Origin of the sequence: Actinomadura gamaensis (assembly GCF_042652125.1) — a bacterium.
Lineage (GTDB): Bacteria > Actinomycetota > Actinomycetes > Streptosporangiales > Streptosporangiaceae > Spirillospora > Spirillospora gamaensis.
In genome coordinates this window covers 495,778-519,003 of record NZ_JBHSIT010000003.1, presented here as the reverse complement: position 1 = coordinate 519,003, position 23,226 = coordinate 495,778, and the positions used below count along the sequence as shown (strand labels likewise).

General features: G+C 73.9%; 20 protein-coding genes. 14 read left to right on the top strand and 6 right to left on the bottom strand.

Annotated features, from left to right (window positions below; translation table 11 throughout):
- Window positions 1-2: 2 nt before the first annotated feature.
- Window positions 3-911 carry an ABC transporter ATP-binding protein gene (locus tag ACFPCY_RS12660; protein WP_378254550.1) on the bottom strand — a complete coding sequence of 303 codons (909 nt, stop codon included), beginning with the start codon at window positions 909-911 and terminating at the stop codon, window positions 3-5.
- A 412-nt stretch (window positions 912-1,323) separates the two neighbouring features.
- Between ACFPCY_RS12660 and ACFPCY_RS12655 the strand changes: the two genes are divergently transcribed.
- The 7 genes from ACFPCY_RS12655 (at window position 1,324) to ACFPCY_RS12625 (ending at window position 6,843) form a co-directional block, all read left to right on the top strand.
- Entirely contained in the window at window positions 1,324-1,446 is a 123-nt protein-coding gene (locus ACFPCY_RS12655) for a lasso RiPP family leader peptide-containing protein (protein ID WP_378254548.1), read from the top strand.
- A 170-nt stretch (window positions 1,447-1,616) separates the two neighbouring features.
- Window positions 1,617-3,533, top strand: coding sequence for an asparagine synthase-related protein (locus ACFPCY_RS12650; protein WP_378254547.1), 1,917 nt, complete (start codon window positions 1,617-1,619; stop codon window positions 3,531-3,533).
- The gene (locus ACFPCY_RS12645) at window positions 3,530-3,949 is read left to right on the top strand and encodes a lasso peptide biosynthesis B2 protein (protein WP_378254545.1); all 420 of its coding nucleotides are present in this window, start codon (window positions 3,530-3,532) and stop codon (window positions 3,947-3,949) included. The genes ACFPCY_RS12650 and ACFPCY_RS12645 overlap by 4 nt, the downstream gene beginning before the upstream one ends.
- Complete coding sequence (locus ACFPCY_RS12640; protein WP_378254543.1) at window positions 3,946-4,587, top strand: MauE/DoxX family redox-associated membrane protein; 642 nt, start codon at window positions 3,946-3,948, stop codon at window positions 4,585-4,587. The genes ACFPCY_RS12645 and ACFPCY_RS12640 overlap by 4 nt, the downstream gene beginning before the upstream one ends.
- Complete coding sequence (locus ACFPCY_RS12635; protein ID WP_378254541.1) at window positions 4,584-5,690, top strand: ATP-binding cassette domain-containing protein; 1,107 nt, start codon at window positions 4,584-4,586, stop codon at window positions 5,688-5,690. The genes ACFPCY_RS12640 and ACFPCY_RS12635 overlap by 4 nt, the downstream gene beginning before the upstream one ends.
- Window positions 5,687-6,514, top strand: coding sequence for an ABC transporter permease (locus ACFPCY_RS12630; protein WP_378254539.1), 828 nt, complete (start codon window positions 5,687-5,689; stop codon window positions 6,512-6,514). The genes ACFPCY_RS12635 and ACFPCY_RS12630 overlap by 4 nt, the downstream gene beginning before the upstream one ends.
- Before the next feature lie 47 nt (window positions 6,515-6,561).
- Window positions 6,562-6,843 (top strand): lasso peptide biosynthesis PqqD family chaperone, encoded by a 282-nt coding sequence (locus ACFPCY_RS12625; protein WP_378254538.1) that lies wholly within the window; start codon window positions 6,562-6,564, stop codon window positions 6,841-6,843.
- Here the strand turns inward: ACFPCY_RS12625 and ACFPCY_RS12620 are convergent.
- From ACFPCY_RS12620 to ACFPCY_RS12610, 3 genes are read right to left on the bottom strand one after another with little or no spacing between them, the layout of a single operon-like run.
- Window positions 6,803-7,618 (bottom strand): ABC transporter ATP-binding protein, encoded by an 816-nt coding sequence (locus ACFPCY_RS12620; RefSeq protein ID WP_378254536.1) that lies wholly within the window; start codon window positions 7,616-7,618, stop codon window positions 6,803-6,805. The two genes, ACFPCY_RS12625 and ACFPCY_RS12620, sit on opposite strands and share 41 nt — an antisense overlap.
- A 7-nt stretch (window positions 7,619-7,625) precedes the next feature.
- A complete protein-coding gene (locus ACFPCY_RS12615; RefSeq protein ID WP_378254534.1) occupies window positions 7,626-8,774 on the bottom strand; it encodes a FecCD family ABC transporter permease in 1,149 nt (382 codons plus the stop codon).
- A 56-nt stretch (window positions 8,775-8,830) separates the two neighbouring features.
- Window positions 8,831-9,922 carry a FecCD family ABC transporter permease gene (locus tag ACFPCY_RS12610; RefSeq protein ID WP_378254532.1) on the bottom strand — a complete coding sequence of 364 codons (1,092 nt, stop codon included), beginning with the start codon at window positions 9,920-9,922 and terminating at the stop codon, window positions 8,831-8,833.
- Between the two features lie 678 nt (window positions 9,923-10,600).
- Between ACFPCY_RS12610 and ACFPCY_RS12605 the strand changes: the two genes are divergently transcribed.
- The 7 genes from ACFPCY_RS12605 (at window position 10,601) to ACFPCY_RS12575 (ending at window position 20,791) form a co-directional block, all read left to right on the top strand.
- Window positions 10,601-11,440 carry an ABC transporter substrate-binding protein gene (locus ACFPCY_RS12605; protein ID WP_378254530.1) on the top strand — a complete coding sequence of 280 codons (840 nt, stop codon included), beginning with the start codon at window positions 10,601-10,603 and terminating at the stop codon, window positions 11,438-11,440.
- Window positions 11,437-12,375, top strand: coding sequence for an SDR family oxidoreductase (locus ACFPCY_RS12600; protein ID WP_378254529.1), 939 nt, complete (start codon window positions 11,437-11,439; stop codon window positions 12,373-12,375). Before ACFPCY_RS12605 ends, ACFPCY_RS12600 begins: the two co-directional genes overlap by 4 nt.
- A gap of 189 nt (window positions 12,376-12,564) precedes the next feature.
- Window positions 12,565-13,854, top strand: a complete 1,290-nt coding sequence (locus ACFPCY_RS12595; RefSeq protein WP_378254527.1) for an isochorismate synthase — start codon at window positions 12,565-12,567, stop codon at window positions 13,852-13,854.
- Window positions 13,851-15,569: a (2,3-dihydroxybenzoyl)adenylate synthase gene (locus ACFPCY_RS12590; RefSeq protein WP_378254526.1), complete on the top strand. Its 1,719-nt coding sequence runs from the start codon at window positions 13,851-13,853 to the stop codon at window positions 15,567-15,569. The genes ACFPCY_RS12595 and ACFPCY_RS12590 overlap by 4 nt, the downstream gene beginning before the upstream one ends.
- A gap of 16 nt (window positions 15,570-15,585) precedes the next feature.
- Window positions 15,586-16,230 carry an isochorismatase family protein gene (locus tag ACFPCY_RS12585; protein ID WP_378254525.1) on the top strand — a complete coding sequence of 215 codons (645 nt, stop codon included), beginning with the start codon at window positions 15,586-15,588 and terminating at the stop codon, window positions 16,228-16,230.
- Window positions 16,227-16,460, top strand: a complete 234-nt coding sequence (locus ACFPCY_RS12580) for a phosphopantetheine-binding protein (RefSeq protein WP_378254523.1) — start codon at window positions 16,227-16,229, stop codon at window positions 16,458-16,460. Before ACFPCY_RS12585 ends, ACFPCY_RS12580 begins: the two co-directional genes overlap by 4 nt.
- Entirely contained in the window at window positions 16,457-20,791 is a 4,335-nt protein-coding gene (locus tag ACFPCY_RS12575) for an amino acid adenylation domain-containing protein (RefSeq protein ID WP_378254522.1), read from the top strand. The genes ACFPCY_RS12580 and ACFPCY_RS12575 overlap by 4 nt, the downstream gene beginning before the upstream one ends.
- Before the next feature lie 359 nt (window positions 20,792-21,150).
- On the opposite strand, the gene fes is transcribed toward ACFPCY_RS12575, so the two are convergent.
- Both fes and ACFPCY_RS12565 read right to left on the bottom strand, forming a co-directional pair.
- The gene (fes, locus tag ACFPCY_RS12570; protein ID WP_378254521.1) at window positions 21,151-22,398 is read right to left on the bottom strand and encodes an enterochelin esterase; all 1,248 of its coding nucleotides are present in this window, start codon (window positions 22,396-22,398) and stop codon (window positions 21,151-21,153) included.
- A 68-nt stretch (window positions 22,399-22,466) separates the two neighbouring features.
- On the bottom strand, window positions 22,467-23,162 hold the full coding sequence (locus tag ACFPCY_RS12565; protein WP_417281564.1) for a DUF4389 domain-containing protein: 696 nt from the start codon (window positions 23,160-23,162) through the stop codon (window positions 22,467-22,469).
- Window positions 23,163-23,226 lie beyond the last annotated feature (64 nt).

The window sequence follows — 23,226 nt, the reverse complement described above, 5'->3', positions numbered from 1 at the left end:
GGTCAGTCCTCCAGGGTGCGTCCGGTGAGGGCCACGAAGGCGTCGTCCAGGCCGGTCTGCTCGACGCGCAGGCCGGCGGCGATGATCTGGTTGCGGGCGAGGACCGAGGTGACCGCGTGCAGCACCTCGGGCGTGCCGGTGATGACGACCCGCTCGCCGCGCTTCTCGACCGACCGCACCTCGGGCAGGGCGCGGAGCAGCGCGTCGTCCAGGGGCCGGGACGGCCGGAACCGGATCCGTTGCTCGGGCTGGACGCGGGCGACGAGCCCGGCCGGGCTGTCCACGGCGACGACGCGTCCGGCGTCGATCACGGCGAGCCGGTCGCAGAGCCGCTCGGCCTCCTCCATGAAGTGGGTGACGAGCAGGACGGTGACGCCCCGGTCGCGGATGCGCTCGACCATCGCCCAGGTGTCGCGGCGGGCCTGCGGGTCGAGGCCGGTGGTCAGCTCGTCCAGCACGGCGACCTCCGGATTCCCGACGAGGGCGAGCGCGATGGAGAGCCGCTGCTGCTGGCCGCCGGACAGCTTTCCGAACCTCGCGTCGCGCCGGTCGGCGAGGTCGAGCATGTCCAGCAGCTCGTCCGGGTCGGCGGGATTCGCGTAGAACGAGGCGTAGAGGTCCAGCGCCTCGCGCACCTTCATGCGGTTCGGCAGGCGGCTCTCCTGGAGCTGCGCGCCGAGCCGGGCCCTGACCTCGGCGGCGTCGCGGACGGGATCGAACCCGAGCACCGACACGGTGCCGCCGTCGGGCCGCCGCAGGCCCTCGACGCACTCGACCGTGGTGGTCTTGCCCGCGCCGTTCGGACCGAGGATCCCGAAGATCTCGCCCCGCTCGACCGTGAACGACACGTCCTCGACCGCGACCCGGCGGCGGTAGCGCTTGCGCAGGTTGCGCACCTCGATGACCGGCATGTGCTCCTCGCTTCGACTGACCGACGTGCAGGGGGTGACCCCGACCGGGTGACCTGATCGGGTGACGGTCTCGATCATGCGGCGGGGGCCCGGTCCCGCGGATCGACCGGTCCGGCAGGACGGCGGTGGATCCGGGCATCCACCGATCGGTTGATACCGATCCGTCCCTGCGGCCCGGAAAGCGATGTTCCGGGGGTCCGGCCGAAAGGCGCGACACGTCCCCACAAATTCGGACGAAACTCGACGGTGAGCTTTACTCCACGGCCACAGAAGAATGACCAGGGCCAGATGAGGACAGGATATTCGGTGGCCGTTTAGCGAAATCGGTTAGTAAGCTCCGCAGTGGCAGTCAGCCAAAAAGTAAAGGACGATCGACCAACCGGTCGTCCGACCGCGGAAAGGAACGCCACCGATGCGCTACCAGGCCCCCGAACTCACCCGGCTCGGCAACTTCACCCAGGTCACGCTCGGCCACCCCAGCTGGGGCTTCGAGTGGGACGGTCACTGCGTCTACTTCAACTGCGTGAGCGACTGACCCGTTAGGGCCCCGCTCCGGCCCGTCCCGACGGAGCGCGTCCCCGGGGCGCCGGCACCGGAATTCCGGTGCCGGCGCCGCCGCGACCGAAATACCGGCGGCCCGGCCGAATCATTTCCGGGACGCCTTCCCCTCCCCTTTCCCGCTCCGCCTGCCCCCGGGAATTCGCCGTGCGTTTTGTCGTGCTCCCCGACCGTCCGGTCGGGCCCGCCGTCGCCGCCCTCGCGGCCGGCGGCTCCGCTCCCCCGCTCCGGCAGACCCTCCACCATCCGTCCGGGCGGCCCTGGATCGTCGGCGACTGGACGTCCCGCGACATCCGGCACGCCGCCCTCGGCTCCCGCGCCGCCGCCCTGCTCGGGCCGACGACCGCGACCGTCCGGAGCCTGGCGCGGGCGCTCGCGCGGGCCCGGACGCCCGCCGACGTCGCCGCGGCGGCGCGCGAGTTCGGCGGCTGCTTCCACCTGGTCGTCAGCATGAACGGGCGCACCTGGGCGCAGGGGTCGCTGTCCTCCGCGCGGCAGGTGTTCCACGCGCGGGTGGACGGCACCGTCGTCGCGTCCGACCGGCCCGACCCGCTCGTGCGTGCCTTGGACGCCGGCGTCCGCGAGGAGCTGCTCGCCGCGCGGCTGATCGCGCCTTGGCCGCCGTGGCCGCTCTCCGAGGAGAGCCTGTGGCGCGGGGTCGAGGCCCTTCCGGCGGGGCGGGCCCTGGAGATCGACGCGGGCGGGCGCGATCGGGTCGTCCGCTACTGGACGCCGCCCGAACCGCGGCTCTCCCTGCCGGAGACGGCGTCCCTCGTGCGCGAGGCGCTCGTCGAAGGCGTGCGCGCGCGGGTCCGGGGCGCGACCGTCGTGAGCGCCGACCTGTCGGGCGGCATGGACTCCACGAGCCTGTGCTTCCTCACCGCCGAGCACACCGACTCGCTCGTCACGTCCCGGATGGAGGCGAGCGACCTCGCCGACGAGGACGGAGGCTGGGCCGAACGCGCCGCCGCGATGCTGCCCGGCGAGCACCTGGTCTTCCGGCGCGGGACGACCCCGGCCTGGTTCTCCGGCGTCCTCGACCCCACCGACGACCTCGAAGGGCCCTACGCGTGGATCCGGACGCGGGCCGCGCTGCTCGCCACCGCCAACCGGGTCACCGCGCGCGGATCGTCCGTCCACCTGACCGGGCACGGCGGCGACGAGCTGTTCCTGTCGAAACCCGTCCACCTGCGCGAACTCGCCCGGCGGCGTCCGCTGGCGGCCGTCCGGCACCTGCGGGCGCACCGCGCGCTGTACCGGTGGCCCGCGGCGCCGATGCTGCGCGGGCTGTGCGAGAACGCGTCGTTCGGCTCGTGGCTCACGGCGTCGGCCGACGCGCTGACCGCTCGGCCGCACGCGATGGCGTCCGCGCCCGCGTTCGGCTGGGGACTCGGCGGGCTGATGCCGCCGTGGGCCACCCCGGACGCGATCGACGCGGCGCGCACGGCCCTGCGCGAGGCCGCCGCGCGGGCCACGCCGCTGTCCCCAGAGCGCGGCCAGCACTCGCTCGTCCAGGACGTCCGCGGCTGCGGCGCGACCGTCCGGCAGGCGGCGCGCGTCACCGGCATGGACTGGGAGGCCCCCTACCTGGACGACCGGGTCGTCGAGGCCGCGCTGTCCCTGCGACGCGAGGAGCGCGTGGACCTGACCCGCTACAAGCCCGTCCTGTCCGAAGCGCTGCGCGGGCTGGTGCCCTGGCAGTTCCTCGGCCGGACGACCAAGTCCGAGTACGGCGCGGAGGCGTACCGCGGCGTCCGCGAGAACCACGACGACCTCCTCGCGCTGTGCGAGGACTCCTTCCTGGCCCGGCGCGGCCTGGTCGACCTGCACGAACTGCGCCGCGCCCTGACCGTCCCGCCGCCGACGGCGCTCGGTTTCGTCCCGCTGGTCGGCACGGTCGCGTGCGAGGTGTGGGCGCGATCGCTTCCGGAACGGACGGCTCCGGAGCGGTCGCTTCCGGAACGGCCGGTCCCGGCGCGGTCGCTTCCGGCGCGGTCGGTTCAGGCGCAGTCGCTTCAGGAGCGGACGGGCGGCGTCCGAACGAACAAGGGAGAGCGCTCATGACGATGCCCATGACGTTGGAGTCGGCCGACCGGGTGCCGTGGCGGTGGCGGATCGCGGCGCGGATCGCGGTCGCGGCGGCCCGTCCGGTGGCGGCGCTGCCGCCCGCCCGGCTGCGCCGGGTCCTCACGGTCGCGAGCCGGGGCGCGCGTCCGGCGAGCGCGGCGCGGACGGACGCGGCCCGGCGCGCGGTCGTCGCCGTGAGCGTCCGGTGCGCGGGGCAGGTGTGCCTCCAGCGGTCGGTCGCGACGGCCCTGCTCTGCCGGTTCGGCGGGACGTGGCCGGACTGGTGCACCGGCGTGCGGATCCATCCGTTCAAGGCGCACGCCTGGGTCGAGGCGGAGGGGCGTCCGATCGGCGAGAACGCGGAGGTCGGCGCGTTCTCGAAGGTCCTGGTGATCTCGGCGGGCGGGCGATGACGGCGGCGGGCGCGGCCGGCGCGGCGAGCGCGGCCGGGGTGGCGAGCACGGTCGGCGTGGTCGGCGGCGGCGGTGCTGCGGGTGCGGCGCTCGCGTTCGCGCAGGGCGCGATCGTGTTCGTGTTCGGGTACGCGTGCTTCACCAAGCTCCGGAGCGGCGAGGGGTTCGAAAACTTCGTCCGGACGGTCCGGAGGCTCACCAAGCGGGACGGCCGGGGTGTGACGGTCCTCGCCGGCCTGTTCGCGGCGGCGGAGGCGGCGGCCGGGGCGCTCACCGCGGCGCCGGCGACGGCCTTCACCGGGTTCGCGCTGGCCACGGCCCTGCTGGTGCTGTTCATCGGGGTCGTCGTCGGGGCCGTCCGGGGCCGGGTGTTCGCCGAGTGCGGCTGCTTCGGCGGGCACAGCTCGGCGATGAGCTACCCGCTGATCCTGCGCAACGTCCTGCTGCTCGGCTTCTCGGTGCCCGGCCTGCTGCTCTCGGCGGACCGGTCCCCGGCGCTGTCGCCGCTCGCGGCGGGCGCGGCGGCGGCCGGGATCGTGACCGCGTTCCTGCTGGTCAGGTACTACGACACGATCGTCCGGGTGGTGCTCCTGCGGCTCTTCCCGGACGTCCGCGCGTCCCGTCCGGAGGCGTCATGACCGCGGCGATCGAGACCGAGGCGCTCGGCAGGCGGTTCGGGCCGGTCGCCGCGCTCGACGGCGTGGACCTGACCGTCCCGCACGGGACCGTCCTGTGCCTGCTCGGGCACAACGGCGCGGGCAAGAGCACCCTGGTGGACGTCCTGACGACGCTCACCCGGCCGACGTCCGGCCGCGCGCGGGTCGCCGGGTACGACGTCGCCGCCGAGCCGCACCGCGTGCGCCGCCGCATCGGCGTGACCGGGCAGTTCGCCGCGCTCGACGACCGGCTGACGCCCCGCGCGACGCTCGTCCTGCTCGCCCGCCTGCACGGGCTCGGCCGCCGGGCCGCGCAGTCCCGCGCGGACGAGCTGCTGGAGCTGTTCGGCCTCGGCGAGGTCGCCGCGCGGGCGCTGCGCGCCTGCTCGGGCGGCACGCGCCGCCGCCTCGACCTCGCCGCCGGGCTCACCGGACGGCCCGAGGTCGTCGTCCTCGACGAGCCGACCGCCGGGCTCGACCCCGTGTCGCGGCTGGCGCTGTGGGACGTCGTCCGGGAACTCGCGCGGGACGGCGCCGCCGTGCTGCTCACCACCCAGGACCTCGCCGAGGCGGACCGGCTCGCCGACACCATCGCCGTCCTGCGGCGCGGCCGGATCGTCGCGTCCGGCACGCCCGGCGAGCTGAAGGCCCGCGTGGGGAGCCGGGCCGTGACGGTCCGTCCGGCCGATCTCGCGGGCGCCGAACGGGCCCTCCGCGCCGGCGGCCTCGTCCCGGCGCCCGATCCGGCGCGCGGCACGCTGACCGTCGCCGCCGCGTCGTCCCGGCAGGTCGGCGACGTCCTGCGCGCCCTGGACGCCGCCGCGATCGACCCGGGCGAACTCACCCTCAGCGAACCAGGCCTCGACGAGGTCTACCTCGCCCTCGCCACCCCCGACACCCCAGACCCTGGCGTCCCGAACCGCGACGCTTCCGACCGCGGCGTCCCAGACCCTGGCGCGTCGGACCGAGGCACCCCAGACCCTGGCGCGTCGGACCGAGGCGTTCCAGACCGCGGCGTCCCGGGCCCTGCCATGCCGAACCGAGGCATGCCGGAGCGGGGCGTGGCGGGCAGGGGGGCGGCGTGACGGCGGTCGCGGAGCGCGCCGCCGCCCGGGACGCGGGAACGCGGGACGGCGGCGCGCCGGTCGCGACGCAGGTCGGCGTGCTCACCGCGCACACCGTCCGCACGATGCTGGCCGACCGGCGGCTGCTGCTGATCACCCTGCTGGAGCCGCTGCCGATGCTGCTGGTCTTCGGCCAGGCGCTGTCGGGCCTCGCGCGCGTGCCGGGCTTCCCGCCCGGCGTCGCGTACATCGACTACCTCGTCCCGGCGCTGATGGTCACGACGGCGCTCCAGTCGGGCCTCCAGTCGGCGACGCGCCTCACCGACGACCTGCGCGGCGGCCTGCTGTCCCGCTTCCGCGCGATGCCGCTCTGGCTGGGGTCGGTGCTGGTCGCGCAGAGCGCCACGGGTCTCGTGCGGGGCACGATCCGCCTCGCCACCCTGATCGGGCTCGCCTGGGCGGTGTTCGGCTTCCGGTGCCGGGGCGGCCCGCTGCCGCTGCTCCTCGCGATCGCCGTCGCGCTGGCCGTCGCCTGGGCGCTGGGCTGGGCGTTCATGGCCCTGGCCTGCTGGTTCCGCCGCGCCGAGACCCTCCAGGCGGCGGCCGGGCTCGCGATGTTCCCGCTGATGTTCGCCTCGAACGCGTTCCTGCCCGTCACCGCGCTGCCGCCGTGGCTGCGCGCCGTCGCCCGGGTGAACCCCCTCACGCACGGCGTCGCGGCCGTCCGGGCGCTGACGCTGGGACGTCCCGCCCTGCCCTCCGTCACCGCGACCTTCGCCCTGGCGCTGCTGGTGACGGCCGCCGCCGCGCCCCTCGCGATCCGCGGCGTGCGCCGCACCGCCTGACCGTTCGATCACCTGATCATCTGATCGTCTGATCGCTAGGAGACCGCATGACCGTCCGCCTCCCCGACCACATCACGCTCGTCGCCGTCCCGGGCCCGGAGGACGGCGAGCGCCCGTCCGCCGTCCTCCTCGACGGCCGCTCGGGCGAGTACTGGCAGCTCAACGCCACCGCGCACCTCGTCCTGCAGCACCTGCTGGAGGGCGCGTCCGACGCCGACACGGCCCGCGCCCTGGTCGACGCGCATCCCGAGGCCGCCGACCGCGCCGCCGCCGACGTCGGCGACATCATCACCCGCCTGAAGACCGCCGGCCTCCTGGAAGTGCGCTGACCGCGCGCGGGACGACGACCGGGGACGCGTCGCCGGGGGCCCGGAGGATGTCGGCGTCGAGGTCGTACAGGTCCTTGACGAGGGCCTCGCCCACGATCGCGCGGGGCGGGCCCTCGGCGATGACGCGGCCGTCCTTCATGGCGACGAGGGTGTCGGCGTAGCGGGCGGCGGAGGCGAGGTCGTGCTGGACCATGACCACGGTGCGTCCGGCGGCGGCGATGTCGCGGACGAGTTCGAGGACGTCCACGACGTGGCCCATGTCGAGGGCGCTGGTCGGTTCGTCCAGCAGGACGAGCGGGGTGCGCTGCGCCAGGACCATCGCGAACCAGCAGCGCTGGCGCTGGCCGCCGGAGAGGCGGTCGAGGCGTTCGTGCGCGAGGGCGGCGGTGCCGGTCGCCTCCAGCGCCTCCCGGACGGCCCGCTCGTCCTCGCGCGACCACTGCCGCAGCAGGCCCTGGTGGGGGTGGCGGCCGTAGCGGACGAGCCCGGCCACGGTGACGGCCTCCGGGGCGCGCGGCGACTGCGGCAGCAGGGTGACGCGGCGGGCGGCCTCCTTGCGCGGCAGCCGCCACAGGTCCGCGCCATCCGCGTGGACCGTCCCGGAGTCGGGACGGTGCAACCGGGCGACGGCCCGCAGCAGCGTGGACTTGCCGCATCCGTTGGGGCCGACGATGGCGGCGACGTGGCCTGCGGGAACGGTCAGGCTGACGTCCCGGACGACCGGACGCCCCGGATACCCGGCGTGCAGGGAGCGGATCTCGAGACCAGCGTTCATGGGGCGATCAGACCTTCTCGGAGCGGAACAGGACCCACAGCAGGAACGGCCCGCCGAGGACGCTCGTGACGACGCCGACGGGCAGTTCGACGGGCGCGACGACGCGGCCGAGCGCGTCGGCGGCGGTGATGAGCGCGGCCCCGGCCAGCGCGGACCCGGTGACCGGGACGCGGGTCGGCCCGGCGAGGCGCTGCGCGAGGATCGGCGCGGCGAGCGCGACGAACGCGATCGGGCCGCCGACGCCGACCGCCGTCCCGGCGAGGCCGACGGCGAGCGCGAGCGCGGCGGCGCGGACGCGGCGGGGGCTCACGCCGAGCGAGGCGGCCACGTCGTCGTCGAAGCGCAGCAGTTGCAGGCGGTGCCCGGCGGCGAGCGACAGCGGCACCAGGAAGAGCAGCACGACCAGCAGCGGCACGCCGACGCCCCAGTCACGGCCGTTCAGGCTTCCGACCGCCCACAGGAAGACGCCGCCCGCCGTGTTCTCGTTCTGCCGGGACATCACCAGGTCGCCGACCGCGCCGACGGACGTCGAGACGCCGATCCCGACGACCAGCAGCCGGTATCCGGCCGCGCCCGCCCCGCCCGCGCACACGACGACGAGGACGGCGGCGGCGACCGCGCCGAGCGGCCCGAGCCACCAGTCCCCGACCATCCCGGTCGCCGACCCGGCCGCCGCCGCGACCACGACGGTCGTCGCGCCCTGGTGCACGCCGACCACATCCGGAGTGGCGAGCCGGTTCCCCGCGAGGGTCTGCGTGAGGCACCCGGCGATCCCGAGCGCCGCGCCGACCAGCAGCCCGACCGCGACGCGCGGCAGCCGCAACTCCCGGACGATCATCACTCCGCCGGGGTCTCCGGTGCCGAGCAGACCGTCCACGGTCGCGCGCAGCGACATCCCGGTCGAGCTCGCGACGACCGCGAGCACGACCAGCACCACCCCGACCGGCACCAGCAGCGCCGCGGCGAGCGCGCTGCGCCGCGGGAACAGCCACGACAGCCCGCCCGCGCGCAAAACCACACTGTCCGGCGGCCGAACATCCAAGCTGCCCGCCGACTGCACCTCCGGCCTGTCCGACAGCCGCACGTCCAGACCGCCCGGCGGCCGCACGTCCGGCCTGCCCGACAGCCGCCCGTCCAGGCTGCCCGGCTGCTGCACGTCCGATTCCGCGCTCCGTTGAGGTCCGATATGCGAGCCGCGGCCGGGTTCGACACTCACGCGGCACCTGCCGTGGAGAGGCGGGACGAGCGGGCGATCGCGATCAGGAGCGGGCCGCCCACCAGCGCCAGCAGGACGCTGACCGGCGTCTCCCAAGGGCGGATGACGATCCGGGCGAGAATGTCCGCCGCGATCATCACGTCCGCCGCGACCAGAGCGGACAGGACGAGCTGGACGGTCATCCGCGCGCCCGCCACGGTCCGTGCGGCGTACGGGGCGAGCAGCCCGAGGAACGCGATCGGCCCGGCGACCGCGACCGCGCAGCCGACCAGCAACGACACCGACGCGGCGGCGGCGAGCCGGATGCGGCCGGGATGGTGGCCCAGGGAACGCGCCCCGTCGTCGCCGAGGCCGAGCGCGGCGAGCGGGCGGGCGCAGCCGAGCGCGACGAGCAGCCCGGCGGCGGCGACGGGCAGCAGCGGGACGAGGTCGCGCGTCTCGACCCCGGCGAGCGAGCCGATCGTCCAGTACCGGTAGGTGTCGAAGGTGGCCTTCGTGCCGAGCAGGACGTACGAGGTCAGGCCGTGGAAGGTCGCCCCGATCGCGGACCCGGCGAGGACGAGCCGCAGCGGCGAGGCGGCGGCGCGTCCGGACGCGGCGAGCAGCAGCACCACCGCGCTCGCGGCCGTCCCGCCGAGCAGCGCCCACAGCATGAGCGCGGCCGGCGAGGACGCGCCGAACCAGGTCAGCCCCACGACGACCGCGAACGCCGCGCCGGAGTTCACCCCGAGCAGCCCGGTCTCGGCGAGCGGGTTGCGGGTCGCGGCCTGCAGGAGGCACCCGGCCGTGCCGAGACAGGCCCCGACGAGCACGGCGGCGAGCGTGCGCGGCAGGCGGACGTCGAGGACGGCCAGCCGCAGCTGCGCGTCGGCCCGCGCGGCGCGGTCGCCGAGCAGGAAGTCCCAGGCACGGCCGGGTGATCCGGCCGTCCCGGTGCCGACGAGCAGCGAGCACACCGCGAGCGCCAGCAGCAGGACGACCCCGGCCCCCGCCCATCCGGCGACGCTCCCACCGTGGTGAGCGCGAACACCGGACAACGCGGGACGCGGCCGCCGCAGGAGGCCGACGGAATGGCTGAATCGGGACATTTCCCTCCACCCCCTTGCGTGATCGAGATTAGGTTAGCCTAACCTAATCCTCGCCGCCCGATCTTGGGCGACACCTGCGCGAGCGCCTCCCGGCTCGCCCTCACCTGCCCATCTGACCGACGGAGCCCCATGCCCAAGCCCCCGCCCCACCCCACGTCCCCGCACCCCACCAACTCCGCACCGCGACCCGCCGTCGAGCGACGACTCGCCGCCGCCCCGCAGCCGACCATCACCTCGCGCCCCACTTCCACCACGTCAGAACTCGCCGCCTCGCAGTCCGCGTTCATGCCGAGGACCGCTTCCGCGCAGCTCACCCAAACCGCACCGTGCCCCGCCTTCACCTCGCGTCCCGCCATCCCTCCGCGCGCCGCCGTAACCCCGCTGGCCGCGGACACCTCGCAGGCCGCCGCTGCCGCCCGAACCGACCACGCACCCCGGCCCGCCATCCATCCGCAGGGCGCCGTGTTCCGACAGGCCGCCGACACCTCGCGGGCCATCAGCCCTTGGCGAGCCGCTATCGCGTCGCGGGTCGCTGCCGTCGCGCGGCGCGCTGACTCTTCGCGGGCTTTTGCGGCGCGGGCTGCTGTTGCGGCGATCGCGGGCAGCGCATTCGTCGCGCTCGCGGTCAGTGGGTGCGGGTCGTCCGGGAAGGCTGAGGGGGCGACGGGCAAGGGCGGTGTGACGGTCACGGACGCGACCGGCGCGCACGTCCAGGTTCCGGCCGCCCCGAAGCGCGTCGTCGCGCTCAGCGAGATGGACCTCGACGCGGCGCTCGCGCTCGGCGTGAAGCCGGTCGGTCTCACCGCCGGACGCGGCCAGCAGGGCGCGCCGGAGTACCTGAAGGACAAGGCCGCCGGCATTCCCGTGGTCGGCGCGGTGACCGGCCCGGACGTCGAGAAGGTCGTCCAGGCGAAGCCGGACGTCATCCTCGCCGGACAGCTCGCCGACAAGCAGGTGCTCGGCCAGCTCCGCAAGGTCGCGCCGACGGTCGTCACGATCGACCGGACGAAGAACTGGAAGACCGCGCTCGCCCTCACCGGCAAGGTCCTCGGCCGCTCCGACCAGGCGTCCAAGGTCGTCGCCGCGTACACGGCGAAGGCCGACGCGCTGAAGAAGGACCTCGGGAAGCAGGCGGGCGCCACGGTTTCGGTCGCACGGTATTCGGCGAAGGGCACGGCCGTCATGCAGCAGGGCGTGTTCGTCAGCGACGTGCTGAAGGATCTCGGCTTCAAGCGTCCAGGAATCCAGAACGCCCCCGGCGCGGGCCACTCGACGCCGATCAGCGAGGAGAACATCGCGCAGATCGACGGCGACTGGCTGTTCATCGGCACCCTGTCGTCCGCCGGGCCGGACGCGACGCTGCTGAAGCAGCTCACCGCCAAGCCCGCCTACCGCCAGCTCACCGCCGTCAGGAACGGCCGCGCGACCGTGATCGACGGCTCGAAATGGACGAGCCTCGGCGGCGCGGAGGCGGCGGACTCGGTCCTGGACGACATCCGCAAGGCCATGGTCCGGTGAGCGCGGCCCGAGTCCCCGGCCTCGACGGACGGGTCGCGCTCGTCACAGGCGCGGCCGGCGGGATCGGCGCGGCCGTCGTCGAGGCGCTGACAGCACACGGCGCCCGAGTTTTCGCCACCGACCTAGACCCGTCGGCCGCGCGCCACCTCGCCACCGCCACGTCGGTCCCAGAAAGCCTCGCCATCGACACGTCAAGCGCGGGCAGCCTCGCCACCGCTCCCGACACATCGACCGCGCGGAGGCCCGCAACCGCCCCCGACACGCCGTCGGGCACGGGCAGGCTCGCCACCGACCTCGACGCGTCGTCGGGCGCGTGTGTTCGGCCGCTGGACGTCACCGACCCCGTCGCCGTCGAGGCCGCCGTGGACGATGCCGAACGCGAACTCGGCCCGCTCGACATCGCCGTCAACGTCGCCGGGATCCTGCGCCAGGCCAACGTCGCCGACCTCACCGACGCCGACTGGGCCGCCACGTTCGCCGTCAACACGACCGGTGTCTTCCACGTGTCGCGCGCCGCCGCCCGCCGGATGGCGGCGCGCGGACGCGGCAGCATCGTGACCGTCGCGTCGAACGCGGCCGGGATTCCGCGCGCGGGAATGTCCGCCTACGCCGCGTCCAAGGCCGCCGCCGTGATGTTCACCAAGTGCCTCGGTTTGGAAGTGGCGGCGCGGGGCGTCCGGTGCAACACGGTCTGTCCCGGCTCGACCCTCACCGGCATGCAACGCGCGATGTGGGCCGAGACCGGCGGCGCGGACGAGGGGGCACGGCGCGTCGTCGAGGGCGACCTGGCGTCCCACCGGACGGGCATCCCGCTCGGCCGCGTCGCCGATCCCGCCGACGTCGCCGACGCGGTGCTGTTCCTCGCGTCCGACCTCGCGCGCCACGTCACCATGCACGACCTCTACGTGGACGGAGGCGCCACACTCCGCGCCTGACCCGCCCCTGTGCAGGCGCCCTCTCGCCCCTGCTCGCCGCTCACCCGCCTCCGAAACCAATTCCGCCTGGTCCCTAACCGGCCCTGCCGCTGACCGGCCCTGCCGCTGACCAGCCCTGCCGCTGGTCCGGAGCGCTCGCCGGATCCGGGCGAAAACTGCCGACCCTGCCACCTCGCCGACAGGACACTGATGTCTGTTTCCTTGCAAGAACCGTTCGTCTCGCCGGGCGAGGCGACCGCCCTGCTCGACGCCTACCGCCCCGGGACCGACCGCTTCTTCGGTTCACCCCGCCATACCCTGCTCGCCTCCGGGACCGCCGCCGAGGTTCCGCACGACCGGCGGCCGCTGCCCGAACGCGTCCGGGACGTGCTCGCCGCGCGGCGGCGGCCGGGCGGTCCGGTCCCGGTCGTCGTCGGGTCGGTGCCGTTCGCGCCGGACGCGCCGTCCGCGCTGGCCGTCCCGGAGTCGGTGCGGTGGGCCCCGCCGCTGCGCGAGGATCCGCTGGTCGCGCTGCCCGTGCCGCACACCACTGCGCGGGACGGCTGGCACGTGCGCGAAGTGCCCGAGGCCCGCGAGTACGGCGCGGCGGTGGCCGCCGCCGTCGCGCGGATGCGCGCCGGGGAGTTCGCAAAGGTCGTCCTCGCCCGGACGCTGGAACTGACCTCGCCGAACGCGCCGGATCTGGCCGCCGTCCTGCGCCGCCTCGCCCGCCGCGACCCGTCCGGCTACACGTTCGCCGTGCCGAGCGGTCCCGGCCGGACGCTCGTCGGCGCGAGCCCCGAACTGCTCGTCGCGCGGCGCTGCGGACGTCTCGTCGCCAACCCGCTCGCCGGGTCCGCGCCGCGCAGCGAGGACCCCGCCGAGGACGTCCGGAACGCCGCCGCGCTGCTCGAATCGCGGAAGGACCTGCACGAGCACGCGGTCGTCGTCGCAGCCGTCCGGTCCGCGCTCGCGCCGTTCTGCACGCGGCTGGAGGCGCCCGACCGGCCGACGCTCGTCCGCACCGCGACGATGTGGCACCTGTCCACGACCGTCCTCGGCGAGCCGGACGACCCGGCGACGACCGCGCTGGACGTCGCGTCCGCGCTGCACCCGACCCCGGCCGTCTGCGGGACGCCGACCGCGACGGCACGGGAGGTGATCGCCGCGTCCGAGCCGTTCGAGCGCGGCCCGTACGCGGGGATGGTCGGCTGGCAGGACGCGTCCGGCGACGGCGAATGGGTCGTGACGATCCGCTGCGCCGAGGCCGAGGCCGGCGCGGCCGGGGGCGGAGCGGCCGAGGCCGGCGCGGCCGGGGGCGGAGCGGCCGAGGCCGGCGCGGCCGGGGGCGGAGCGGCCGAGGCCGGCGCGGCCGGGGGCGCCAGGTTGCGGCTGTTCGCCGGGGCCGGGATCGTCGCCGCCTCCCGACCCGACGCCGAGATCGCCGAGACCGCCGCGAAGTTCCGCACGCTCCTCGACGCGCTGGGGGTGCGGGCATGACGATCACCCCTGGCGTGGACGCGCCGACCTGGCCCGCCGAGTTCGCCGACCGCTACCGCGCCGCCGGACACTGGCGCGGCGAGACGTTCGGCGGGATGCTCCGCGAGCGCGCCGCCGCGCATCCGGACCGGATCGCGCTGATCGATCCCGCTCCCGAACGCCGCACCTGGACCTACCGCGAGCTGGACGAACGCGTCGACCGCCTCGCCGCCGGGTTCGCCGCGCGCGGCATCGGACGGGGTGACCGGGTCGTCCTGCAACTGCCGAATATCGGCGAGTTCGTCGAAGTGGTGTTCGCACTGTTCCGGATCGGCGCGCTGCCCGTGTACGCGCTGCCCGCGCACCGCGCCGCCGAGATCGGCTACTTCTGCGCGTTCACCGAGGCCGTCGCCTACGTCATCCCGGACCGGCACGCCGGCTTCGACCACCGGACGCTCGCGAGCGAGATCCAGGCGACGACACCGACGCTCAAGCTCGTCTTCGTGGTCGGCGACCCCGGCGAGCACACGCCCCTCGCGGACGTCCCCCGCGATCCGGACCGTCCGCTTCCCGGCCCCGAGCCCCACGAGCTGGCGTTCCTCCAGCTCTCGGGCGGGACGACGGGCGTGCCGAAACTGATCCCCCGCACCCACGACGACTACCTTTACTCGATCCGCGGCTCGGACGAGATCTGCGGCGTGACCGCGGACACGCGCTTCCTCGTCGTCCTGCCCGCCGCGCACAACTTCCCGATGAGCTCGCCCGGCTGGCTCGGCGCCCTGCACGCGGGCGGCACGGTCGTGATGTGCCCGCGGCCCGACCCGGCGACCGCGTTCCCGCTGGTCGAGCGGGAACGGATCACGATGACGGGCCTCGTCCCGCCGCTCGCGCTGCTCTGGACGGACGCCGCTCTCACGTCCGGACACGACCTGTCGAGCCTCGACCTGCTGCTCGTCGGCGGCGCGAAGTACAGCGAGCAGGCCGCGCGCCGCCTCGAACCCGCGCTCGGCTGCCGCCTCATGCAGGTCTTCGGCATGGCGGAGGGCCTGGTCTGCTACACCCGCCTGGACGACGACCGCGAGACCGTCGTCACCACGCAGGGACTGCCGATCTCCCCCGACGACGAGATCCGCATCGTGGACGACACCGGCGCGGACGTCCCGGACGGCGCGTTCGGTCACCTGCTCACGCGCGGTCCGTACACGATCCGCGGCTACTGGCGCGCGCCCGAACACGATGCGCGTTCGTTCACCGAGGACGGCTTCTACCGCACCGGCGACATCGTCCGGCGCGTCCCGTCCGGGCACCTGGTCGTCGAGGGCCGCGCGAAGGACCAGATCAACCGGGGTGGCGAGAAGATCGCGCCGGAGGAGGTCGAGAACGCCGTCCTCGCCCACCCGTCCGTGCACGACGTGTCGGTCGTCGCGGTGCCGGACGAGTACCTCGGCGAGCGAACCCTCGCCTACGTCATCCCCCGCGCGGGCGCGGCCCCTCTGAAGGCCGCCGAGATCAGGCGTTTCGTCCGAGAACGCGGCCTGGCCGCCTACAAGGTCCCCGACCTGGTCGAGTTCGTCCCCGCCTTCCCGCGCACAGGCGTCGGCAAAACGAGCAAGAAAGCCCAACGCTCCACCGCCACCCCCAAAAGCATTCCAACCACCCCCACACCCGTCCGCGCGCCCCAATCCAGCCCGCCCCAATCCAGCCCGTCCGAATCCGACGTGTCCGGCTCCGACTGATCGAGGAGGCTTCGCCATGGCCCTGCCCGCCATCTCCGCCTATCCCCTCCCCACCGAGCACGAGCTGCCCGCCAACCGCGTCTCCTGGACCGTGGACCCGCGCCGCGCTGTGCTGCTCGTCCACGACCTGCAGAACCATTTCCTGGGCGCGTTCCCGTCCGGCGAGCAGCCACTGACCGGGATGCTCGACAACGCGGCGCGCGTCGTGCGGCGTTCACGGGCGCTCGGCGTTCCGGTCGTCTACTCGGCGCAGCGCGGCGGGCAGACGCCCGCCGAGCGCGGGCTCCAGCTCGACTTCTGGGGACCCGGCGTCGCCGACGACCCGGACGCGCTCGCGGTGCCCGACGCGGTCGCGCCGTCCGCCGGGGACACCGTCCTCACCAAGTGGAAGTACAGCGCGTTCGTCCGCACCGGCCTGGAGGAGCTGATGCGCCGGTCGGGCCGCGATCAGTTGGTCATCGTCGGCGTGTACGCGCACATCGGTGTGCTGATGAGCGCCTGCGACGCGTGGATGCGCGATTTCCAGGCGTTCGTCGTCGCGGACGCCGTCGCCGACTTCTCCCGCGCCGACCACGACATGGCCCTGCGCTGGGCCGCCGGACGCTGCGCGGTCGTCACCACTGCCGAAGCCCTGTTCGCGAAGGAGGCCCGGTCCGCATGACCGCCGACCTGACCATCGACCAGATCCGCGCGGACGTCGCGGACGCTCTCGGCGAGGACCCCGCCGACGTCCCGCTGGACGAGAGCCTCGTGGACCACGGCATCGACTCCGTCCGGATCATGGCGCTGCTGGAGCGGTGGCGGCGCGACCTCGGCGTCCGCGCCGACTTCGCCGACCTCGCCGAGCGGCCCGCGATCGAGGCGTGGGCCGAGCTGCTGGGGGCGGCGTGACCGTCCTGCCCCTGACATCGGCGCAGCTCGGCATGTGGTTCGCGCAGGCGCTCGACCCGCTGAGCCCGGCGCAGAACACCGCCGAATGCCTGGAGATCGACGGTCCGATCGATCCTGATCTGTTCGCCGCCGCGCTACGGCGCGTGGTGTCCGAGGCGGACGCCCTGCGCGTGACCGTCGAGGACGGTCCCGTCCAGCGGCTGCACGACGAGGTTCTGTTGCCGCTCATTGTGCGCGAAACGAACGAGAACGAAGCTGAAGCGTGGATGCGCGCCGACCTCGCCGAGCCTTTCGACCTCGCCGCCGGGCCGCCGTTCCGGCACGCGCTGTTCCGGGTCGGCGAGCGGCGCTGGCTCTGGTACCAGCGGATCCACCACCTGGTCATGGACGGCTACGGCTACTCGCTGCTCGTGCGGCGCACGGCCGAGGTCTACTCCGCACTCGCAGCCGGGCAAGAGCCGGGACCGCGCACGTTCGGGACACTGTCCGAGCTGGTCGAGCTGGACGCCGCGTACCGGGCGTCCGAGGCCTTCCACACCGACCGGGCGTTCTGGTCCGAGCGTTTCGGCGACCGGCCCGAGCCGTCCAGGCTCGCGGGACGCAGCGCGCTCCCACCCAGGCTCGCGGGACGCAGCGCGCTCCCGCCCGGGCTCGCAGGACGCCGCGCGCTCCCATCCGGGCTCGCGGGATGCAGCCCGATCCCGTCCGGACTCGCAGGACGCAGCCCGCTCCCGCCCAGGCTCGCGCGACGCGGCGCGCTGCCGTCCCGGACGTTCCTGCGCCGCACCGCCTACCTGCCACCGGACGCGACGGGTCGCCTGCACGATCTCGCCAAGCGGTTGCGCGCCACCTGGCCGGATGTGCTGATCGCCGCGCAGGCGCTGTACGCCGCCCGCGCGACCGGCCGGACCGAGGCCGTTCTCGGGCTGCCGATGATGGGCCGGATGGGTTCGGCGGCGCTGCGGGTGCCGGGCATGGTGATGAACGTCCTGCCGTTGCGGCTGGACGTCCCGCCGGACGACACCGTCGGCGGGCTCGTCCGAAAGGTCGTGCTGGGCGTCCGGGAGGCGCGCCGCCACCAGCGGTACCGGCACGAGGACATCCGCCGCGACCTCGGGCTGCTCGGCGAGGGGCGCGGGCTGGTCGGGCCGCTGGTCAACGTCATGCCGTTCGATTACGGCGCGGAGTTCGCGGGTGCACCCGCGCGGGCGCGGAACCTGTCGGCGGGTCCGGTGGACGACCTGACCGTCAACGTCTACGACCGCGCCGACGGCCGCGGTCTGCGCATCGACCACGACGGCAACCCGGCGCTGTACGGGGAGGACGATCTCGCCGTCCACCAGGAGCGATTCCTGTTCCTGCTCGACCGGATCACGAACGCTCAACCGGACACCCCGCTGTTCGAGTTCGGAATAGCGACACCATCCGAACACGAACTCGTGGTGAACACCTTCAACCGAACCGAACACGCCGTGCCCGATTCGACGCTGCTCGAACCCTTCGAGGCGGCGGTCGCCGAGCATCCCGACGCTCCCGCGCTCATCTTCGGCGACACGATGCTCACCTATGCGGAGCTGGACGTCCGCGCGAACCGGCTGGCCCGGCATCTCCGCACGCTCGGCGCGCGCCCGGGCTCGGTCGTCGCGGTCTCCGTACCGCGATCGATCGATCTGATCGTGTCGTTGTTCGCGGTGATCAAAGCAGGCGCCGCCTACCTACCGCTCGATCCGGACTATCCCGAGCAACGCCTCGCCTTCATGCTCGCCGACGCCACCCCCGTCTGCGCGATCACCGACCACGCGAACCGCCTCCCCAGCGGCCCCCCGATCGTGGCCCTCGACGCTTTCCACCTAACAACCCAAACAGCCGGCCGCTCGCCCGCACAACTCACGCCAGAAAACCCAGCGAACCCTTTCCCCGCACGGCTCGCCCAGGAGCACCCGACCAACGCCCTCCCCCCGAAGCTCGCGCCAGAACCTCCGACGAACGCCTTCCCCCCGAAGCTCGCGCCAGAACCTCCGACGAACGCCCTCCCCCTGAAACTCGCGCCAGAACCTCCGACGAACGCACGGCCGCCGGAGTCTGCGCTGGACCAACCGATGGGTGCCGTCCTCTCGGGACGTTCGCCGGAACATCTGGCTGAGGGCTTCCCGCAGGGGATTGCGCCGGGAGATCCGTCGGGCGGCCTCCCCGATGGGCTTCCCCAAGAACAATCGACGGACGGCTTCGACTCGGGGCTTGTGCCGGAGGATGCGGCGTATGTCATTTACACCTCGGGCTCGACGGGGCGTCCGAAGGGTGTGGTCGTGTCGCACGCGGCGATCGACAACCGGTTGCGCTGGATGCAGCATCAATATCCGCTCGGACCGGACGATCGTGTGCTCCAGAAAACGCCTTCTTCGTTCGATGTGTCGGTGTGGGAGTTCTTCTGGGCGTTGCGCGAGGGCGCGACGCTCGTGGTCGCCGAGCCCGGCGCGCATCGGGATCCCGTACGGCTGACCCGGCTGATCCGCGAGCACGCGGTGACGACGTGCCATTTCGTGCCGTCCATGCTGCAGGTCTTCCTGGCCGAGGCGGACGAACCGGACCGCCTCGGGCTGCGCCGCGTCTTCTGCAGCGGCGAAGCCCTGCCACGCGAGACGGCCGCCGCGTTCGCCCGGGCGATGCCGGACACCGAGCTGCACAATCTCTACGGCCCGACCGAGGCGGCCGTGGACGTGACGTTCCACGCCTGCTCCCCCGGCGACACCGGGCCCGTGCCGATCGGACGGCCGGTCTGGAACACGCGGCTGTACATCCTCGACGCGGCGGGCCGGCCGTGCCCGCCCGGCGTCCCCGGTGAGCTGCATCTCGCGGGACGGCAGCTCGCCGACGGCTACCTCGACCGTCCGGAGCTGACCGCCGAACGGTTCGTCCCCGACCCGTTCGGGCCGCCCGGCGCGCGCATGTACCGGACGGGCGACCTCGCCCGCTGGACGGACGGCGGCGAGGTCGAGTTCCTCGGCCGCGCCGACGACCAGGTGAAGCTGCGCGGCCAGCGGATCGAGCCGGGCGAGATCGAGGCGGCGCTCGCCGCACGGCCCGGCGTGGACGGCGCGTGCGTGATCGTCCGCGACGACCGGTTGATCGGTTACGTCACGGGCGACGCCGACCCGGCCGCGCTGCGCGAAGCGCTGGCACGCGAACTGCCCGAGCACATGGTCCCGGCGGCGGTGGTCGTGCTGGACGCGTTCCCGCTGAGCCCGAACGGGAAGCTCGACCGGTCCGCGCTGCCCGCGCCCGTCTTCGCTGGCGGGGGCGGCGAGACCGCGCGACGCCCGGCGAACCCGCGCGAGGAGACGATGACACGGCTCTTCGCCGAGATCCTCGACGTCCCCGGAACGTGCCCGGACGACACGTTCTTCGACCTCGGCGGCACCTCACTGCTCGCCGTGCGACTGATCGCGCGCGTGCGCGAGGAGTTCGGCGTGGAGTTGACGGTCGGATCACTTTTCGAAGCGCCCTCCCCGGCATCGCTCACAGCGCGGCTCGACGCGCCGTCCGCGTCCGGCGAGGACGCGCTGGACGTCGTCCTGCCGCTGCGTTCCGAGGGCGGTCGGCCGCCGCTGTTCGCCATCCATCCGGCGGGCGGGCTGGCCTGGTGCTATGCCGGACTGGCCGCGCGTCTCGGCCCTGACCAGCCGGTCCACGGCATCCAGGCGCGCGGCCTCGGCCAAGACGAGCCGCTGCCGCGCACGCTGGACGAGGAGGCCGCCGACTACGCCGAACGCGTCCGCGAGGTGCAGCCGCACGGCCCGTACCGGCTGCTGGGCTGGTCGGTGGGCGGCGTCCTGGCGCACGCCGTCGCCGTGAGGCTCCAGGACGCCGGTGAACGCGTGGAACTGCTCGCCCTGCTCGACGCGTTCCCGGCCGAGCAGTGGCGCGGGCGGCCGGCGCCGGAAGAGGGCGACGCGCTCACGGCCGTCCTGCGCATGGCGGGTTTCGATCGCACAAACGAACGCACCCGCGACGACGTCCTCGCGACGCTCCGCCGTGCGGGCAGCCCGCTCGCCGGGCTCTCGGACGGCACCCTCTCCCGGATCATGGACATCGTCCCGAACCACGCCCGGCTGATGCGCGAGCACACGCATCGCGTCTATGCCGGTGACCTGCTGTTCTTCACCGCCGCCGCACCGCGTCGCGAAGACTGGCTGAACGTCGGAGCGTGGCGCCCGCACGTGCGCGGCGAGATCGTCAACCACGATCTGCCCTGCACCCACCCGCAACTCCTCCAGGACGGTCACCTCGACCAGATCGCCGCCGTCCTCGCCCCACGCCTGTCCCGCCAATAAACCGCTCAGCCGAGCATGAGTGAACAAAAGAAGGAGGACCGTTCAATCGAGCAAGCCCGGTCAAGCGAGCAGAACCGGTCAGGTGAGCAAAACCATTCAGATGAGCACAGCCGGTCAGGCGAGCACGTTCGGTCAGGTGAACAGCGCGGCACACAGCAGAACACGAGCGATCAGGTGAGCACTGCTGCTCAACCAAGCAGGCACGATCAGGCGAGCAGGAGCAAACGCGAAAGCAGCGCGGACGCGGGAGCAGCGCGGACGCGGGAGCAGCGCGGACGCGGGAGCAGCGCGGACGCGGGAGCAGCGCGGACGCGGGAGCAGCGCGGACGTGGGAGCAGGGCGGAGGTGGGAGTAGGGGGTTAGGTGAGTAGGGCGGTTAGGCCTTTGGTTAGTTCGGTGCGCCAGCAGAGGTAGTCGTGGCCGCCGTTGTACTCGTGATAGGCGGTGTCGGTGTAGCCGGCGGCGGCGAGGGTGTCGCGGAGGCGGCGGGCGGCGGGCAGGAGCACCCACTCGTGCTCGCCGAACGCCAGCCGGAACCGCACCGGACGGCGCGGGACCTCGGCGATCACGCCGGTCAGCCACTCCGCGCCCGGACCGTCCGGCCACCAGAACGATCCTGACTGAGCGAGCACGTTCCCGAAGCGCTGCGGGTAGGTGAGCGCGGCGTGCGCGGCAGCGAGCCCGCCGAGGCTCTGACCTGAGACGATCGTGCGCGCCGGATCGTTCGTGATCGAAATCCGCTCAGCGGCGGCCCAGGGCAGGAGCTCCTCGGCGAGGAACGCGGCGTGTTCCGGACGGCAGGCCATCTCGTTCCACCGGGTCGTGACATCGACCGACTCCGGCAGGACGGCGGCGACCGGCGGCACCCGGCCGTCCGCTATCAGGTTGTCGAGCAGGTTCGAGAGGCCGAGCCGGGGCTGCCAGTGCTCACCGTCGAGCAGCACCAGCACCGGCAGGTCCCGCCCGCCCCCCGGCGGTTCGTACAGCCAGACGCGTCGGACGCCGCTCAGCCGCTCACTCGCGAGTTCGTGTTCGGTGACCGTGCCGCGCGGCACGTCCGGGCGCGGCTCCCAGTCCGTCCCGCGCGGGGCGTCGGGAAGCTCGGCGTAGGAGACGGGCTCGCCGTCCCAGCGGCCGGGCAGCGCACGCGGGTTGGACGGGTCGGAGCGCCGACGCGTGCGCAGCCAGCGCCAGTATTCGGGCGTGCTCGTTCCCGGACCGCCGCCTTCGTCCACGTAGAACTCATAGGTGCCACGCCAGTCGCGGCGAAGGCGAAGCGTCCAGTGCCACGTGTTCGTGCCGGGGACCCGCTCCATGAGGTTCGCCGAAGGGTCGCTCGGGTCGCCGAGCTTGTTCGGCATGACCTGGACTGCGCGCGTAGCGGACGTCCCTCGCCAGAGGAACGTCACCGCCGCGTATCCGGGATCGCCCAGCGGATCGGGCCCGACTACCGGCGTGCCGCGCCGCCCTACCTCAGCCCAGAACCGGTCCTCATCGTCCGGCGCCGGCAAGACGCACACCGTCCCGGCGAGTCGTGGCACCGGTGATGGCCTGGCCAGCCGGGGCGGACGGTGCGGGGCGTCCTCGGACGGCGGGGAAGGCAGCATCGGCGGTCTCCGTACGGGCGGCGCGGCAGCGAACTTAGGTTTACCTTACCTAAATTCGCGTCGTCCGCTCACAGCGGCCGCTCCGTCTCCAGGGGTCCCTGGTCCAGGCGGAACGGCGGGTAGACGTCGCTGAGCAGCAGCGCGTACACCGACACCCGCAGGCTCCACCGGTTCAGCCCCATCAGCAGGTTGAACAGACCGCGCGGATAGCGCGCCGTGAACAGCAGCGCGATCGCCACGATCAGCACCGACGCGCCGATCAGGCCCGGCGTCCGCCACCCGCCGCTCCCGCTCGCCGAGTACATCCCGGCCCCGCTGAACGCGGCCAGGATCAGGTAGTGCGGGATCGCCAGCAGCCACCACTTCACCAGCACGAGCCCGCGCGACAGCCGCTCGGGGTAGGCCACGGTGAGCCGCGCCGGATAGTCCGGGGCCTCCCCCAGCGTGAACGGCGGGTACCGGTCGGTCGCGAGCATGCCGTATCCGTAGTAGCTCACCCGCCAGTTCCAGCGCAGCACGCCGACCGTGAAGTCGAACAGCGCGCGCGGGTAGCGCCCGGTGAACAGGATCGCGAAGAACGCGATCACCGACACCACCACGACCCCGATCCAGAGGAGGAGCAGCACGATGTAGTGCGGGATCAGCAGCAGCCACTTCACGAGCCAGAGCGCGCGCGAAGGCGCCGGATCCGGCGTGCCCTCGACGCGGAGGGGCCGCGCCGGGGGCGCGTCCGGAGGCGGAGGTGGCGCTTCGGGCGGGGGCATCGGCGGCGGAAAGTTCATGGGACGGCCTCCCTGCTTGCTCGGTCGCTTGGAGGGTCCGCCCGAG